Raw genomic sequence first — 17,457 nt, 5'->3', positions numbered from 1 at the left:
TAAGTATCAGTTAAGTGATAACAAAGCGGCGGCGGTTCTCGCACTGGACAAACAGGCGGATAAAGTGGTGGCCAATTTAGGCACATTGATCGCCCAACTAAAACGCGGGAGCATCGACGTATAGAAGTAGCGAAGTAGAACAAGAGGAATGCCAAGCAAAAAAACAGGCTATTTTGATATTTAATCAGTAGCCTGTTTTTTTAGACAAAAGGATGATGGTGAATTTTAAATGTAAAACATATACCCATCTTGCGGTTCATCTTTATTTTCGTTGGCAAGTAAATCGGCCAAAGTGGTGTTATCTAAAACATTTCGAACAGCATCGCGCATAATCGTCCAAAGTTCACGTTGTGCAGCTTCTTCGTCTTCCATACTTTCCACTAAAACAATCGGCCCTTCAAGCGTACGAATCACATCTCCAGCAGTAATTTCGCTAGGCTCTGCGTTTAAAATATAGCCGCCGTGTGCGCCGCGAATGCTTTTGACAATGCCGGCATTTCGAAGTGGGCCGACTAATTGCTCTAAATAATGTTCTGATAGATTTTTCTTCTCCGCAATGCTGCGTAGTGATGTTGGTCCTGTACCCATTTGACGTGCAAGTTCAAGGGCGATTGTCAAACCATAGCGCCCCTTCGTTGTAATTTTCATGCTTAAACCTCCACTATTCCGCTAGACTTTATATAGATTCATTATAGCGGAAGTTCCGACAGCACGCAACGAAGTCACTACATATGGTATAATGTAAACAGAACTCAAGGAGGAAGAGAGTATATGGCGATTCAACCTTTAGCATACCGAATGCGACCGCGAAATTTAGACGAAATCGTAGGACAAAGTCATTTGGTAGGAAAAGATAAAATTATATATCGAATGGTTAAAGCGAAGCAGCTGTCGTCGATGATTTTATACGGGCCGCCGGGCATTGGCAAGACGTCTATTGCAAGCGCGATAGCAGGAAGCACGAAATATGCTTTTCGGACGCTAAACGCGGTGACGAATAATAAAAAAGACATGGAAGTTGTGGCAGCAGAAGCGAAAATGAGCGGTACCGTGATTTTACTCCTAGATGAAGTGCATCGTTTGGATAAAGCGAAACAAGATTTTCTCTTGCCGCATTTAGAGAGTGGCGCAATCATTTTGGTTGGGGCGACAACGAGCAATCCATATATCGCCATCAACCCCGCCATTCGAAGTAGAACGCAAATTTTTGAACTAAAGCCGCTTTCAGTAGCCGATATTGAAAAGACAATAGATAGGGCATTGACTGATGCGGAACGTGGTCTTGGAAATTATGACGTTGAACTTGCGGCGGATGCGAAGACGCATTTTGCGACAGCAAGTGGTGGAGATGTTAGGAGCGCGTTAAATGCGCTTGAACTTGCCGTCGTCTCATCAGAACCGAATGATGCAGGAAAAATTTATGTGACGCTTGAGATTGCAGAAGAGTGTTTACAAAGAAAAAGTTTAGCCCATGATAAAGATGGTGATGCGCATTATGATGTGCTTAGTGCGTTTCAAAAGTCGGTGCGCGGAAGCGATGTGAATGCGGCACTTCATTACATGGGGCGTTTAATTGAAGCGGGAGATTTGGTGAGCATTTCAAGACGACTTCTTGTGATGGCCTATGAAGATGTGGGGTTGGCGAATCCAGCTGCTTGTGCGAGGACGCTCGCGGCGATTCAAACAGCTGAAAAGGTTGGTTTTCCAGAAGCGCGTATTCCACTTGCGAATGCAGTTATTGAGCTATGTTTATCACCTAAATCAAATTCAGCTATTACGGCGATTGATGCGGCGCTTTCAGATATTCGAAAAGGCGTGAGCGGTGAGGTGCCTGATCATTTGCGTGATGGACATTATTCAGGTGCTATGAAACTTGGTCGCGCGATTGATTATAAGTATCCGCATAATTATGAGAATGCTTGGGTGGATCAACAATATTTGCCGAATGCACTTAAAAATAAACAGTATTATGAGCCAAAGAAAAATTCAAAATTTGAACAGGCTTTTGCGGCCGTTTATGACAATATTAATGCGAATAAAAAAAGTGGTAAAAATAAAAACTAAAGCCGCTAAAATTGAAAATTTACTTGGAATATGCTATTCTAAGGATAATAAAAGAAACCCTAATGTATTCGTTACAGTGCCATATATTTTTGAACCGAACAATTATGATTACCTTGGGAGCTCGGTGTTCAGACGCGGCGCAAATGCCTTCACACGAGGACTTGCAAACCGCCTGACAGAGCACCCACCTGTTTTTAAGCAGGTTCAAAGGGAGGGACTCCAAACGGTACGATTGGGGTTTCTTTTTGCTTTTTAGACACTAACTATTTGTAAGGAAGTCAGGTTGCTTTCGCTAGAAATAGTTGTTACAATAGGAATCGATTAAAGGCGTTATGCCGAAAAAAGGAAGAGATACGCTATGGAAAATAAAATTTATCTAGACCATGCGGCAACGAGCCCGGTTCACCCTGAAGTCGTTCAGGCGATGCTCGGTGTTTTGACAAATGATTACGGGAATCCGTCGAGTGTTCACTATGCGGGGCGTTCTGCACGCAAAACGCTTGATGAGTCGCGCGCGAAAATTGCGAATCAAATTGGTGCGAGTGAGCGAGAAATCATTTTTACGAGTGGTGGAACGGAAAGCGATAATACGGCTGTCATTGGAACGGCGCTTGCTTCAAAAGAGCGGGGCAAACATATTATTACGTCGCAAATTGAACACCATGCGGTCTTAAAATCATGCGTTTATCTCGAAAGTCTTGGTTTTTCGGTGACCTATTTACCGGTGGGGGAAGATGGTCTTGTGCGCGTAGCTGATGTTCAGGCGGCGCTGCGTGAGGATACAATTTTAGTGACGATTATGTATGGCAATAATGAAATGGGTGCCATTCAGCCGATTGAGGAAATTGCGGAACTGCTTAAAGAGCATCAGGCGGTGTTTCATACGGACGCGGTTCAGGCGTTTGGGCTTGTTCCAATTGATGTGAGTGCCCTTGGCGTGGATTTACTTTCGGCTTCTGCACATAAAATTAACGGGCCACGCGGTGTCGGCTTCCTCTACGTCAAACAAGGTACAGTGGTTGAATTTCCATTTCACGGGGGCGAACAGGAACGCGCGCGCCGTTCTGGGACGGAGAATTTGGCTGGCATTGCGGGCTTTGCGAAGGCAAGCGAATTAATGGCGGCAAACCGGACGGAAAAAGTAGCAGAATACGAGGAATTCAAGTCGACTATGGTTGAAATTTTCTCCCAAAATGAACTGGCTTTTGAAGTGAATGGTTCAGCGGGAACAAGTTTACCGCATATTTTAAGCGTGCGTTTTCACGGTGTGCAGGTGGAGCAGCTCTTGATGAACCTTGATATGGCAGGTGTTGCGGTGTCGAGTGGTTCAGCTTGTACGGCGGGAACAGTGGACCCGTCACATGTGCTCGTTGCGATTTTTGGCGAGAATCATCCAGGTGTAACGGAGACGGTACGAATCAGTTTTGGCCTTGGGAACACATATGAAGAAGTGGTGCTTGCAGCGAGCAAGATAACAGATGTTGTAAACCGCTTAGCTAAACGGAAGGAGCAAAAGGCGTGACGAAAAAAGAAAACAAAGATATACGTGTTGTGGTGGGGATGTCAGGCGGTGTTGACTCTTCGGTAACAGCGTATTTGCTGAAAAAACAAGGATATGACGTCATTGGTATTTTTATGAAAAACTGGGATGATACGGATGAATTTGGTGTCTGCACGGCAACGGAAGATTTTGAAGATGTCATTCGCGTCGCGAATCAAATTGGTATCCCGTATTACGCGGTTAATTTTGAGAAGGAATATTGGGATAAGGTGTTTACGTATTTCTTAGAGGAATACAAGCTCGGTAGAACACCAAACCCGGATGTGATGTGCAACAAGGAAATCAAATTCAAGGCGTTTTTAGAACATGCGGAAAGTCTTGGTGCGGATTTTGTGGCGACGGGACATTACGCGCGGATTAGTCGCGAGGACGGCGAAGTGAAGTTGCTGCGCGGTGTGGATAATAATAAAGATCAAACTTACTTTTTGAACCAATTATCACAAGAACAGTTGTCACATGTGATGTTTCCGCTTGGTGAAATGGAGAAAAGCGAAGTACGTGAAATTGCGCAAAAAGCAGGTCTTGCGACGGCGAATAAAAAGGATTCCACGGGGATTTGTTTTATTGGTGAACGTAATTTCAAGCAGTTTTTGAGCGAGTATTTGCCTGCAAAGCCGGGTGAGATGAAGACGCTCGCTGGGAAAAAGATGGGAAAACATGATGGCTTGATGTATTATACGATTGGTCAGCGTCACGGTTTAGGTATTGGTGGTGACGGTGAAGCTTGGTTTGTAGTTGGGAAAGACTTATCGGAAAATGTCCTTTTCGTTGAACAAGGTTTTCATCACGAAAGTTTATACTCGAATTCATTAATCGCAACGGACGTTTCTTTTACTTCCAACAAACCGAAAGAACAGCATTTTACGTGTACGGCGAAATTCCGCTATCGTCAAGTGGATTCTGGTGTAACGGTACATTTACGTGCGGACGGAACAGCTGAAGTGGTATTTGATGAACCAGTTCGGGCGATTACGCCGGGGCAAGCGGTCGTTTTCTATGACGGTGAAGAATGTATAGGCGGCGCCACGATTGATACGGTTTGGAAAGCGGACGAACAATTGGATTATGTTGGCTAAAATAGAATTTTGAACGGGAAAGTTGCAAGTTAAGCGGCTTTCCTGTTTTTTATGTGCATCTCGTTATTTTTTGGCGAAAATATGGTAAAATATGAAGCGAACGTATGAAATGAGGGTGATTATGAAAAAGATAATTGGTTTTTCAAGTGTGGTCATTGTCGTGCTTCTCGCCATATGGGGCTATTTTTATTTTAATACAGCGCCAAATGAAGTGGCTGAAGAGGCGGCTAATCCTACCCAGGCCGTTAATGTGTTTGAGGAAAACAATACGCTCATTTTTGAACCGAAAAAGGAACAGGCGAAAACAAGCGTGATTTTGTATCCAGGCGCTTTTGTGAATGCACTTAGTTATGCGCCGCTTGCGAAAGAGCTTGCCGATTCTGGATATAAAACGTATGTCGTTGAAATGCCTTTAGACCTCGCGGTATTTGGAAAAAATAAGGCGGAGGCGATTATGAATGAAAATGCCGATGAACAGTTTGTAATTGGTGGTCATTCACTTGGCGGCGTGATGGCGGCTAGGTTTGCCCATGAGCATGCGTCTGATTTACGCGGCGTATTTTTCTTGGCGAGTTATCCAGATAAAAAAGGTTCTTTAAAACAAAGCGGTTTGCCTGTTTTATCGATAACGGCTTCTAATGATGGCGTTTTGAACTTTAAAAAGTTTGAGGAAAATAAAAAGTACTTATCAAATGAAGCGACTTTTCTTAACATAAACGGCGGAAATCATGCGCAGTTTGGTTCATACGGGAAACAAAGTGGAGACCATGATGCGAGCATTTCTGCGGCAAAGCAGACGGCTGAAACAGCAGAAGCGATTACGAATTGGCTTCAAAATTCTGTGAACTAGAAGGAGATATAAAATGGATAAAAATCAGCAAGGTATTGAGTTTATGCAGCAAGGGAAATTGGAAGAGGCTGTTCAAATGTTTACGGAGGTCATTGAGGAGCACCCGACTGATCCGGTTGGCTATATTAATTTTGGTAATGTACTCCTTTCGATGGATGATTTTGAGCGGGCGGAATTGTTTTTTAAACGTGCTACTGATTTAGATGCAACAGTTCCTGCGGCGTATTATAGTTTAGGGACGCTATACTTTGAGTTGGAACGTTACGGGGAAGCGATTCAGGCTTTTGAAAATGCCATCAGCCAAGGCATGGAAAATGCGGATGTGTTTTTCATGCTCGGAATTAGTTTTGTAAATGCCGACCAAAATTCGCTTGCACTTGCTTATTTGCTTCGCAGTACGGAGTTGAATCCGAAAGACGCGGAAAGTGTTTTCCAGTACGGGATTGCGCTTGCTAAGGAAGGGCTTTACGAAGAAGCGGAAATTCAATTGGAGCGTGTGCTGGCGCTAAAACCTGACGATGCGGATGCGCTCTACAATTTGGGGGCGGTGTATTTGGCTTGGCAAGGCGATATTGTCATCGCCAAAAATTATTTTGAGCGTGCGGTAGCCGCTGATGCCAATCATGTGCTGGCTCAAAACGCGCTTGTCGCAATATCGGATTTGGAGGAAAACGCGGAATAGGCGTTTAAACAGAAGTGGGGTGAAAAATATGGCGACACAGGAATCGCTTGCGCTTTTTCAACCAGAAAATGAAGAGTGGTTTATGAAGGGCACGGTGCTGTCGACGATTTTTCATAACCCGGACAATTTATTTTCGGTTGTGCGCTTGCTTGTGAAGGAAACGAATACGACTTGGGATGAAAAGGATATTATTGTGACGGGTGTTTTCCCGAAACTGCATGAGCAGGAAGTGTACATGTTTTACGGGAAAATCACGGAACATGCGAAGTTTGGGGAGCAATTTAAGGCGGAAAAATTTCGAAAAGAGATGCCGCAGACGAAAGCGGGCATCGTTCAATATTTATCAGGCGAGCTGTTTAAAGGTGTTGGGAAGAAAACGGCGGAAAACATTGTCGAGGTGCTCGGGGAAGACGCGATTTCGATTATGATGGCGGATCCAGATAGGCTTTCTGATGTGCCAAAACTTCCTAAAAATACGGCGGATACGCTGATTGCAACGTTGCGGGAAAATCAAGGCTTAGAGCATGTTATGATTGGCTTAAATGAATATGGTTTTGGTCCGCAACTTTCGATGAAAATTTTTCAAGTGTATAAAGAGAATGCGTTAACTATTTTGGAACAAAGTCCGTATAAGTTGATTGAAGACGTAAAAGGGATTGGTTTCCAGCGGGCAGACGATTTGGGGAGGAAACTTGGTCTTGGCGGGGAACATCCGGAACGAATTCGCGCCGGCTTATTGTACGTAATTGATACGGAATCAATTCGAAATGGTGACGTATATTTGGAACGTGCGGACTTAATTCGTGCGGCGCAAAGTTTGCTTGAAGAAAGCGACCCGTTACCGATTCACGAGGAAAACGTGGAGCGCGAAATTGAATACTTAAGTGATAGCGATAAAATCATTATTGAAAATTCGCGCGTTTATATGCCGTCTTTATATTTTGCTGAAAATGGTTTGGCGCACCATGTCAAACGACTTATGGGCCAGTCTGAATATGCGGAACAATTTCCAGAGTCGGAATTTTTGCTTGCGCTAGGCGATTTGGAGGAGCGCATCAATGTGTCCTACGGGGAATCGCAAAAAGAGGCGCTTCAAACGGCGCTCGAGTCGCCCATGCTCGTTTTGACGGGTGGACCGGGAACAGGGAAGACGACGGTTATTAAGGGCATTGTGGAGCTTTACAGCGAATTAAACGGCGTAAGTCTTGATCCGCATGCGTACAAAGATGGGAACAAATTTCCGATTTTGCTCGCGGCACCAACTGGACGGGCAGCGAAACGAATGAGTGAGTCAACTGGTCTCCCGGCGATGACGATTCACCGCTTGCTCGGCATGAATGGGCAGGAGCAGATGGACGATGATTCGGAGCGCTTAATTGATGGGCGGCTCTTAATTGTCGACGAGATGTCGATGGTGGATATTTGGCTTGCGAACCAATTGTTCCGCGCGCTTCCTAGTCACATTCAAGTCATTTTAGTTGGCGATAAAGATCAGTTGCCATCTGTTGGGCCGGGGCAAGTGTTAAAAGACATTTTAGAATCGAAAGTGATTCCTACAGTGGAATTAACGGATATTTATCGTCAAGAGGACGGCTCTTCGATAATCGAAATGGCGCATGATATTCGGGAAGGCTTCTTGCCGCAAGACTTCGCAAAAAATCGCAAGGATCGCTCGTTTTTCCATTGCCACGTCAACCAAATCGCTGACGTCGTGGAACAGGTTGTGCAAAACGCAAAATCAAAAGGGTTTCGCGCGAAGGACATCCAAGTTTTAGCCCCCATGTACAGAGGGCCTGCGGGTATAAATGTGCTAAATAAAAACTTGCAAGAGATTTTCAACCCTAACGATACGGGGAAAAGAAAGGAACTGACTTTCGGGGATATAAAGTACCGTGTGCACGACAAAGTGCTTCAACTGGTCAACCAGCCCGAAAAAAATGTGTTTAACGGCGATATTGGTGAAGTGGTTTCGATTATGTACGCAAAGGAAAATACGGAAAATCAAGATATGATTGTCGTACAGTTTGATCAAACGGAAGTGACGTATTATCGCCAAGAATTCAATCAATTGACGCACGCGTACTGCTGCTCGATTCATAAAGCCCAGGGGAGCGAATTCCCAATTGTGATTATGCCAGTTGTGCGCAGCTATTACCGCATGCTTAGGCGCGATTTGCTTTACACGGGCGTGACGCGAAGCAAGCAATTTCTTATTTTATGCGGCGAGGAAGACGCATTTCGAATGGGGATTGAGCGAACGGATGAAACAGAGCGACAAACGACGCTTTTGGAACGATTAACATCTGACGAGGCGCTTGAACTTGTGAGCAGCGTGAAGCGGCTTACGGAAGAGAATATGGCAGAAATTGATCCAATGATTGGAATGGACGATGTGACACCATATACGTTTATGTCAGCATGAAAAAAGCATACATTCAGTAATCAGGCCATTTAAAAATGGATTTTACTGGATGTATGCTTTTTTTATTTAAAGCTTATTACCTAAAAAGTGTGTCAACGAAATTTTTATTTAATGTGTAGATAACAGGATTCTTTTTAATTTTAGTAATGATGTTTTGTTGCTCAAGTTTCTCAAATTGAGCGTTTAACTTTCTTCTACCAATTTTTAACAATGCTTCTAATTCAGGTGCTGTAATTTGATTGTATTGCGACTGGAAAAGATAGCTTTGCGTAAGAAATCCTAATAATTCATACTCTAGCGCATCGCTAGTGACTGTTTTTAATTGTTCTAGCATGGAGTAGAGTAAAGCATTTTTTTCTTGTAAATCAGTCAAAATAGACATTTGCCCTTTTCGAATTAATTTTAACATGGCGAGCACGAAAAAGGTCATTTCACCTTTATTCATAAATGAAGAAGCTTCCTCAAAAGCTTGGTAATAGTCAGAGCGATTTCGGTTAATCATGTATGAAAAGGTGAATGCGCTATGTGGCCCTAACTTTTTCTGCAAGTTCTTACATAGTATATATCTACCCAGCCTACCATTTCCATCATAAAATGGGTGAATATATTCAAAAAGGTAGTGTCCAATGAGATATTTGTATAAATCGGGCATGTCATTTTCATTCAGTTGTAATAGTTTAGCAAGATGTAAAAAGATTTCATATTCTGGAGTCACACCAGTATGCCGTACCTTCATGCCATCTTTAACGAAAACAATTTCTTTTCTAAACATATCCCCATCAGGCTGGTCATCTTTCTTGATCTCATTTGCGACAAGTTTATCATAGATGCTCCTAAAATCCTCCACTTTCGTTATTTTTTCATCCTCTTCTATGCGATTATACAACTGAACGAGACCAAAGAATCTTTTGTGACTTATTTTATTTCCTTTTTCAATATCCGCCAAAATTTCAGCGAGCTCTTTTTTAGAACTATGAACGCCTTCAACTTCATTAGTGCTTTGCAATTCATTAATTAATATATTCTCCATGAATTTCCTTACAGAAATAGGAGGCATATCTTTTATTAAAAGTTGTATGGCTTTGCTATTTTCGATTACTTCTTCATTTATTTTAGCTAACTCAGGAATATTCACAATAAAAAGCGCTTCCTGATGCGACATCGGTTTACCATTATCCATTGGTTTGATTTCTATTCCGGTTGTATAGGTTGAAAAGCTGGAAATACGCCTTTGAAATTCCTCTAATTGAGCTTTTTCATTTTCCATATAACGTATATTTTTTAAAGGGTAATATTTATCCAATAGAAACAGCTCCTTTTTGTTAATATTAGCACTTTCAACCGAATAGAGCAATTATAAAATATAATAAAACAGCTTTTTCTGTAGAAAAAGCTGTTTTCTATACATCATTATCTCGATAAAACGGCAATCGAATCGTAAATGTCGCTCCGGCACCTGGCGAACTTTCTGCTTCAACAGTACCTCCGTGATTCTCCACAAGTTGCTTCACAATCGAAAGCCCAATGCCAGATTCCCCGAATGCCGTATTCGTCCGTGAAATATCCGCCTTATAAAATCGTTCCCAAATTTGCTCGAGTTCGTCTGTATTCATACCAATCCCCGTATCTTGGATTTGCAAAATCGTTTCCTTATAATCTTGGAAGCCGCGAAGCGTGATGGTACCATTTTCCGTAAACTGAATGCTATTTTTCACAATGTTCATCACAATTTGCGTCAGCCGGTCGTAATCCGCATAGACCTCTAAATCGAGCGGAGCTTCGACCACCAGTTTGTCATTTTTCTTGCTGGCTAAAGGCTCTAACTGTTCACTAAGCAAATCGAAAAAGGAATGAACACCGAATTTTGTTTGGTATAAAACGATTTTATTCGCTTGAATGCGTTCATAATCCAAGTTTTCATTGACAAGTTTCGTGAGCCGTTTTGCCTCCGTATCAATCAACTGAACCGCACGATTTGTTTCGCTCAGCGGAATAATATCATTGACAAGACCTTCCGTAAGTCCACTGATGGTTGTTAGTGGCGTGCGCATTTCATGAGAAACGTCCGCAATGAATTGCTGCCTGCGCCGTTCTTGCCGTTCAATTTCCTCGCGCGATTCTGCCAAGTTTTCCGTCATCTTATTAAAATCGTGAGCTAGTTCGCCGATTTCATCAAACGAGTTTTCCTTAAGCCGCGTCTCGTAATCACCACGCGTGACACGCTTCGTTGCATCACGCAATTTGTTAATTCGATTCACCTGAAATTTTGACATGAGCAAGCTTAAAATTAAAGCGACCGCAATCGAAATGAGAATCGTATAAAACATGTACTGGTTAATCGTGCCAATTACTTTCTCCGTTCCGCTAATCGGCGCATTTAAAATCACCGCACCAAGATAGGTGTCGCCGTTCATAATCGGCACATAGACAACAGACATTTCTTGATTAAAACGATTGTCCACTTTTATCGTGACGGTTTCACCTTTTTTCAGTTTTTCCATGTCCGCGTCTGAAATTTTGAAATCTGGTGGAAGAGGTCGACTAGTGTCTGGATAAATGGTTTGGTTGTCGTTGTTCATAATCGTATAGTGAATATTATTCACATCTAAAATCCGCTGATAGGAATTTAATACAGAAACCGTCTGATTTCCCGGCGCGTATTTAATATCATTTGAAATCGTATCCCCGTATTTCGATAAAACACCCACTTGTTCCTCAAAAAAATAGTCTTTTAAAAAGTGTGAAACGGACAAGCCAATCATTAAACAAGCAATAAGGAGAATGACAAATTGCGTTAAAAACAATTGATACATATATTTAAATTTCACGTTTATCATTCCGTTTCATCGAATTTATACCCGACACCCCACACAGTATGGAGGAAAGGGTGGTTTTCCGTCGCAATTTTTTGACGAAGACGTTTAATGTGCACATCGACCGTCCGTTCATCGCCATAAAATTGGTAGCCCCAAACGCGTTCTAAAAGCTGTTCTCTTGAGAAGACTTGACGCGGGTGTTGCATTAAGAAGTAAAGCAAATCGAACTCTTTTGGTGTAAGCGATTCTAAAAGTTTGTCGCCGTAAAAGACTTCCCGTGTCGTTTTGCTAATTTTAAAATAAGTTGTCTGTAAAATGGAGGCATTTTCACTTGCGGAACCAGACCCAGAATGGCCACGCCGAGCAACAGCTTTAATTCGCGCCATTAGTGTGAGCGGACTAAACGGCTTGGTCACATAATCATCGGCGCCAATTTCAAGCCCTAAAACTTGGTCGGATTCTGATTCTTTCGCAGTTAAAATAATAATCGGCACATCGCTCGTTTCGCGGATTTTCTTACATATCGTCATGCCGTCCATACTAGGCAGCATGAGGTCGATAATAATCATATCAAAATCTTCTTTTAAAAAAGTTTCATAGCCCAGTTTGCCGTCATGTTTAAAAGTTGCTTCAATATTTTCTTTCATAAAAAACATTTCAATCATCTGGCAGACACTTTCGTTATCTTCAATCATTAATAGTCTCACTTGAATCCACTCCTCATACAATAAAATTAGCCCAAAAAAGTGAATTTAGCAAGCATTTACAGAAAGTTTAAAAGTTTGTTCATATTTAGTTCACACACTTCAACTAATCTAGGGTTACTGGCAATGAATGGAGGAAAGAAGTATGAATTTTATTAAACGAGCATTTTTTAGTATGAAAGCGAGAATAGGGCGAGGAGCCTTACAACTTATTATATTTACAATCGTTTCCGTACTTATATTAGCTGGCTTTACGATTCAATCTGCTGCAAATAAAGCAAGTGAAATGGCAAAAGAAGAACTAGGCGGGACCGTAACACTTACGGTTGATCGTGAGAAACAAATGGAACAACAGCAAGCTAATCAGAGCGAGAGTGACTCTGGCGAAAGGACGCCTCCTTCGTTTGAAAGTACACCAATTTCTTTAGAAAACGCGGAAAGTTTAGCGAAATTAAATCATGTTGCAACGTACAACTATTACTCAAGCACGCAAGCTCTGGCGAAAGATTTCGACCCAGTAAAGTCTTCTGGAGATAGTTCAACTGGCGACAACAATGTACCGCAAATGGGCGGTCGGCAAATGACCCAAGCAGATTTAAGTATTAGTGGCGTGTTGGATTCTCAGACTTCAACGGATTTTGACGGCGGAACAGCGGAGCTAAAAAGCGGGCGCGCTTTAACGAGTGACGACGCGAACAAAAATGTCGTCCTAGTGGAGGAGACGCTCGCGGAACAAAATGATTTAAAAGTTGGCGACAAAATGAGCATTCAGTCGAGTGATGAGGAAACGACGGTCGAACTTGAAATTGTCGGCATCTATAAAACGAGCGATTCTGGAAGCGATATGGCGAGCAATTTCTCATTTTTAAATCCGTACAATAAATTGTATGTTCCTTATACGGTCGCTAATACGTTAAAAGGCTCAGACTATAAAGACACGGTTGATTCGGCTGTTTATACAATGGACGATGCCGCGAATATTTCAAGCTTTGAAAAACAAGCGAAACAAGTGGATTCAATTGATTGGGATACATTTAAATTGGACGCAAATGATGCGCTTTACCAACAAATGATTGGCCCTATTAACAATGTGGCTTCGTTTTCAAAAAATGTCGTCTATATTGTGACAATTGCGGGCGCGTTAATTTTAGCTTTACTCGTGATGATGCAAGTACGTGAACGCAAATATGAAATGGGCGTTTTACTAGCTATTGGCGAAAATAGAATGAAACTCGTCGGGCAGTTTTTCGTGGAAATTTTAACAGTTGCGCTAATTTCATTTATGCTGGCAGGATTTAGTAGTCACTACGTTGCCCAAATTGCCGGCAACCAATTGCTTTCGCAGCAAAATGAGACGGCGCAAACAACGACAGAACAAAATGGAAATCGTGGTCCAAGCGGCGGACCTGGCGGTGGCATGATGAGCGGCGGTTTTTCAAGCTTGACGCAAAACACCGAAGAAATTAAAGAACTGGACATTCAAGTAACGCTAGCGGATATGTTGAAGATGGGCGGAATTGGCGTAGGAATTGCTTTCATTTCGGTACTGCTACCTGCTGCTGCGATTTTACGAATGAATCCAAAAACGATTTTAACGAAACAGGAATAGAGGTGTAAGCATGACGAAAATTTTAGAATTTGAACATGTCGATTATTGGTACAAAACAAAAGAGGAAAGTATTTTAACGGATATTAATTACACATTTAAAGCAGGTGTATTTTATACGGTTGTAGGGAGTTCAGGCTCTGGGAAAACAACGTTCCTTTCCTTGGCTGGTGGTTTAGATACGCAAAAATCAGGCGATATTTTTTACAAAGGGCGCTCTTTAAAAGAACTTGGTTTGCCTGTATTTCGGAATAAATATGTATCCATCGTTTTCCAAAGTTATAATCTGTTAACGTATATGACGGCGCTCCAAAATGTGACGACAGCGATGGAAATTACGAAAGTGAAGCATTCGAATCGAAAAGAGTTTGCCCTAGAAATGCTCGAAAAGGTGGGTATTGATGAAAAAATGGCGAAGCAGCGCGTTTTAACACTTAGTGGTGGGCAGCAACAGCGTGTAGCCATCGCAAGGGCACTTTCCTGCGAAACGGATTTGATTGTGGCTGATGAGCCGACTGGAAATCTGGATGAACGCACAAGTAAGGAAGTGGTGCGTTTGTTCCAAGATTTAGCACACAAAGAAGGCAAGTGTGTGATTATGGTCACGCACGACCCAGAAATTTCCAAAGTTTCCGATGTGAAACTAACGCTTAAAAATGGACAGTTTGAATCAAAAGAACAAATGCAATTTAACGGTTGACAGATAAGGGCGGCTTCTCTATAATTTAAATGAATAAGCTAGACTTTGTAAGAATTTAATTTTAGAGATGCTTACTTAAAAAGAGAACTTTTCCTTGGCTGAAAGAAAAGTAGAAGCCTCTACAAATCGCTCTCTTACGTGAAAAAGTCCGTTCATCTGCGTTAAAGATGCTAAAGAGGTAATGATACAAGTCTTGTGTCGTTGCAAACAGGGTGGTACCGCGAGAATTCGTCCCTGTAGCAACGATTCACAAGGCTTATTTTTTTCGAGGAGGAAAATAAAATGAAGCAACTAACGAGCAGTGAAGTAAGACAAATGTTTCTTGATTTTTTTAAGGAGAAAGGCCATACTGTCGAGCCTAGTGCGCCACTTGTTCCTGTAAATGATCCGACACTTCTTTGGATTAACAGCGGTGTCGCGACAATGAAAAAATATTTTGATGGCTCTGTTATTCCAGATAATCCGCGCCTTGTGAATGCGCAAAAATCGATTCGAACGAACGACATTGAAAACGTTGGTAAAACAGCGCGCCATCATACGTTTTTCGAGATGCTTGGCAATTTTTCAATTGGCGATTATTTCAAAGAGGGTGCGATTGAATTCGCGTGGGAATTTTTAACGAGCCCCAAATGGCTTGGTTTTGACCCTGAAAAATTATATGTCACGGTGTATCCAGAAGATAAGGAAGCGAAAACAATTTGGAAAGAAAAAATTGGTTTGACTGACGAACATATCGTTGAAATTGAAGATAACTTCTGGGATATTGGCGGCGGTCCATGTGGTCCGGATAGCGAAATTTTTTATGACCGCGGCGAAGCATTTGGAAATGATGCGAATGACCCAGAACTTTATCCAGGTGGGGAAAATGAACGCTATTTGGAAATTTGGAATTTGGTTTTCTCGCAATTTAATCATAACCCTGATGGTTCTTATACGCCGCTTCCAAAGCAAAACATTGATACGGGAATGGGTCTTGAACGAGTGGTTTCCATTATTCAAGGTGCGAAAACAAATTTTGAAACGGATTTATTCATGCCAATCATTCGTGAAGTGGAGCTTATTTCTGGTGAAAAATATGGTGTGACGGACGAAAAAGATGTGGCTTTTAAAGTCATTGCGGATCATATTCGTACAGTTGCCTTTGCTACTGGTGACGGTGCGCTGCCATCAAATGAAGGACGTGGTTATGTTCTTCGTCGTTTACTTCGTCGTGCTGTACGCTATGCGAAACAACTTGGCATTAGTGAGCCATTTATGTTTAAACTAGTTCCTACTGTTGGCAAAATCATGAATGCATTTTATCCAGAAGTTGAAAAACAACAAGCGTTTATTGAAAAAGTGATTCGCAGTGAAGAGGAGCGCTTCCATGAAACATTAAATGAAGGCTTAGCCATCTTAGAAGATATTTTGCAAGAAGCGAAAAGCGGCAAGGGTATTATTTCCGGCAAAGACATTTTCAAATTGTATGACACCTATGGTTTCCCGGTTGAATTAACGGAAGAATACGGTCTTGATCACGGGCTGAAAATTGACCATGAAGGCTTTGAAGCGGAAATGAAATTACAGCGCGACCGTGCGCGTGAAGCACGTGCTGATGTTCAGTCGATGCAAGTTCAAGGCGAGCTACTTGCGAATTTGACGGATGAAAGTACCTTTGTTGGATACGGGCAAACGGTTGTGGACTCCATGATTTTGCATATCATTCAAGAGGACCAACTTGTGAGTGAGGCGGTAGCCGGGAGTGACGTTCAGGTTATGTTTAAGGAAACTCCGTTTTATGCCGAAAGTGGGGGTCAAGTGGCGGATCACGGAACGGTTCAAAGTGATGCGGGGCTAGCGTTTGTGAAAGATGTCCAAAAAGCGCCGAACAAGCAAAATCTGCACCAAATTTTGGTGAAAGAAGGCGTGCTCAAAGTTGGCGATAAGGTTCAGCTTACGGTGGACGAGTATGACCGCAAAAAGACGGTGAAAAACCATACAGCGACTCATTTACTGCATCGCGCGCTTAAAGATGTATTAGGTGAACATGTCAACCAAGCGGGCTCACTTGTCGCGCCTGATCGTCTGCGCTTTGACTTCTCGCACTTTGGGCAAATCACAGAGGAAGAACTGTCCAAAATGGAAACAATTGTGAATGAAAAAATCTGGGCGCAGCTTGCGGTCGATATTCGCGAAATGCCGATTGATGAAGCGAAAGCGCTAGGGGCAATGGCTCTATTTGGGGAAAAGTACGGTGATGTTGTCCGTGTTGTTAAAATTGGTGACTACAGCATCGAGCTTTGCGGCGGCGTCCACGTGAAAAACACTGCGGAAATTGGTTTGTTTAAAATTCAAAGTGAAACAGGTATTGGTGCAGGCACACGCCGAATTGAAGCGCTCACTGGTGAAGCGGCTTATCATTTTGTGACGGAACAGGAAAACACGCTAAAAGAAGTAGCGAAAATCTTGAAAGCGAAAGCTTCTGACGCGCCACAAAAAATGGAACAGCTGCAAAATGAACTTCGCGAAGTACGCCGTGAAAACGATTCGTTACAAGCGAAACTGGCAAGTGCCGCGAGTGCTGACATTTTTGCTGGCGCTGAAGAAATTGACGGCGTTAAGGTGATTCATAAGCAAGTGAATGCGAAAGACATGGCGAGCTTACGCCAATTTGCCGACAATTGGAAAGACAAAAAAATGGATGGCGTCCTCGTTTTAGGCGCGGTTTCTGGTGAAAAAGTCAACCTCATTGCGGCTGTTTCGAAAGAGGCGATTGAAGCGGGCTTACATGCTGGTAAGATTATTAAGGAAGTGGCGACAATTTGCGGTGGTAACGGCGGCGGCAAGCCTGATTTAGCGCAAGCGGGCGGAAAAGACCCAGCACTACTTGAAAAAGCGCTTGGCGCGGTGCCGGACATCATTCGTAAGCTTAAATAAGTGCAAGCAATTGGCAGTTTGCTTGTTTGACGTGTTGCTCCTCTTAAATGCTTTCGCGAA

13 protein-coding genes and 1 other RNA gene are annotated in these 17,457 nt (G+C 42.6%); 10 read left to right on the top strand and 4 right to left on the bottom strand.

What is annotated here, in order from left to right; translation table 11 throughout:
• Positions 1 to 225: 225 nt before the first annotated feature.
• A complete protein-coding gene (cymR, locus tag CFT42_RS02535) occupies positions 226 to 648 on the bottom strand; it encodes a cysteine metabolism transcriptional regulator CymR (RefSeq protein WP_088809055.1) in 423 nt (140 codons plus the stop codon).
• 123 nt (positions 649 to 771) lie between these two features.
• On the opposite strand from cymR, the gene CFT42_RS02530 reads away from it, so the two are divergent.
• The 7 genes from CFT42_RS02530 (at position 772) to recD2 (ending at position 8,655) form a co-directional block, all read left to right on the top strand.
• Positions 772 to 2,064, top strand: a complete 1,293-nt coding sequence (locus CFT42_RS02530; protein ID WP_088809054.1) for a replication-associated recombination protein A — start codon at positions 772 to 774, stop codon at positions 2,062 to 2,064.
• Between the two features lie 53 nt (positions 2,065 to 2,117).
• Positions 2,118 to 2,307, top strand: a non-coding RNA gene (ssrS, locus tag CFT42_RS02525) — 6S RNA.
• A gap of 115 nt (positions 2,308 to 2,422) precedes the next feature.
• On the top strand, positions 2,423 to 3,586 hold the full coding sequence (locus CFT42_RS02520) for a cysteine desulfurase family protein (RefSeq protein ID WP_088815302.1): 1,164 nt from the start codon (positions 2,423 to 2,425) through the stop codon (positions 3,584 to 3,586).
• The gene (gene mnmA, locus CFT42_RS02515; protein WP_117584599.1) at positions 3,583 to 4,701 is read left to right on the top strand and encodes a tRNA 2-thiouridine(34) synthase MnmA; all 1,119 of its coding nucleotides are present in this window, start codon (positions 3,583 to 3,585) and stop codon (positions 4,699 to 4,701) included. Before CFT42_RS02520 ends, mnmA begins: the two co-directional genes overlap by 4 nt.
• A gap of 121 nt (positions 4,702 to 4,822) precedes the next feature.
• On the top strand, positions 4,823 to 5,551 hold the full coding sequence (locus CFT42_RS02510) for an alpha/beta hydrolase (protein WP_088809052.1): 729 nt from the start codon (positions 4,823 to 4,825) through the stop codon (positions 5,549 to 5,551).
• A gap of 13 nt (positions 5,552 to 5,564) precedes the next feature.
• Positions 5,565 to 6,233, top strand: coding sequence for a tetratricopeptide repeat protein (locus CFT42_RS02505; protein ID WP_088815301.1), 669 nt, complete (start codon positions 5,565 to 5,567; stop codon positions 6,231 to 6,233).
• Between the two features lie 28 nt (positions 6,234 to 6,261).
• Complete coding sequence (recD2, locus tag CFT42_RS02500; RefSeq protein ID WP_088815300.1) at positions 6,262 to 8,655, top strand: SF1B family DNA helicase RecD2; 2,394 nt, start codon at positions 6,262 to 6,264, stop codon at positions 8,653 to 8,655.
• 76 nt (positions 8,656 to 8,731) lie between these two features.
• Here the strand turns inward: recD2 and CFT42_RS02495 are convergent, their stop codons facing one another.
• The 3 genes from CFT42_RS02495 to pieR all read right to left on the bottom strand — a co-directional run bounded on the left by CFT42_RS02495 (position 8,732) and on the right by pieR (position 12,178).
• A complete protein-coding gene (locus CFT42_RS02495) occupies positions 8,732 to 9,958 on the bottom strand; it encodes a Fic family protein (RefSeq protein WP_088815299.1) in 1,227 nt (408 codons plus the stop codon).
• A 97-nt stretch (positions 9,959 to 10,055) separates the two neighbouring features.
• Positions 10,056 to 11,492, bottom strand: coding sequence for a two component system sensor histidine kinase PieS (pieS, locus tag CFT42_RS02490; protein WP_088815298.1), 1,437 nt, complete (start codon positions 11,490 to 11,492; stop codon positions 10,056 to 10,058).
• Positions 11,489 to 12,178, bottom strand: coding sequence for a two component system response regulator PieR (gene pieR / locus CFT42_RS02485; protein ID WP_088815297.1), 690 nt, complete (start codon positions 12,176 to 12,178; stop codon positions 11,489 to 11,491). The genes pieS and pieR overlap by 4 nt, the downstream gene beginning before the upstream one ends.
• A gap of 142 nt (positions 12,179 to 12,320) precedes the next feature.
• Between pieR and CFT42_RS02480 the strand changes: the two genes are divergently transcribed.
• The 3 genes from CFT42_RS02480 (at position 12,321) to alaS (ending at position 17,397) form a co-directional block, all read left to right on the top strand.
• The gene (locus CFT42_RS02480; protein ID WP_088815296.1) at positions 12,321 to 13,784 is read left to right on the top strand and encodes an ABC transporter permease; all 1,464 of its coding nucleotides are present in this window, start codon (positions 12,321 to 12,323) and stop codon (positions 13,782 to 13,784) included.
• Positions 13,785 to 13,794: 10 nt separating this feature from the next.
• Positions 13,795 to 14,481: an ABC transporter ATP-binding protein gene (locus CFT42_RS02475; protein ID WP_088809045.1), complete on the top strand. Its 687-nt coding sequence runs from the start codon at positions 13,795 to 13,797 to the stop codon at positions 14,479 to 14,481.
• Between the two features lie 282 nt (positions 14,482 to 14,763).
• Complete coding sequence (gene alaS, locus CFT42_RS02470) at positions 14,764 to 17,397, top strand: alanine--tRNA ligase (RefSeq protein WP_088815295.1); 2,634 nt, start codon at positions 14,764 to 14,766, stop codon at positions 17,395 to 17,397.
• Positions 17,398 to 17,457: the final 60 nt, after the last annotated feature.

Source organism: Listeria goaensis (assembly GCF_900186125.1).
GTDB lineage: Bacteria > Bacillota > Bacilli > Lactobacillales > Listeriaceae > Listeria > Listeria goaensis.
The sequence above is the reverse complement of the archived record's forward strand: the minus strand, read 5'-3'. Positions and strand labels throughout refer to the sequence as shown.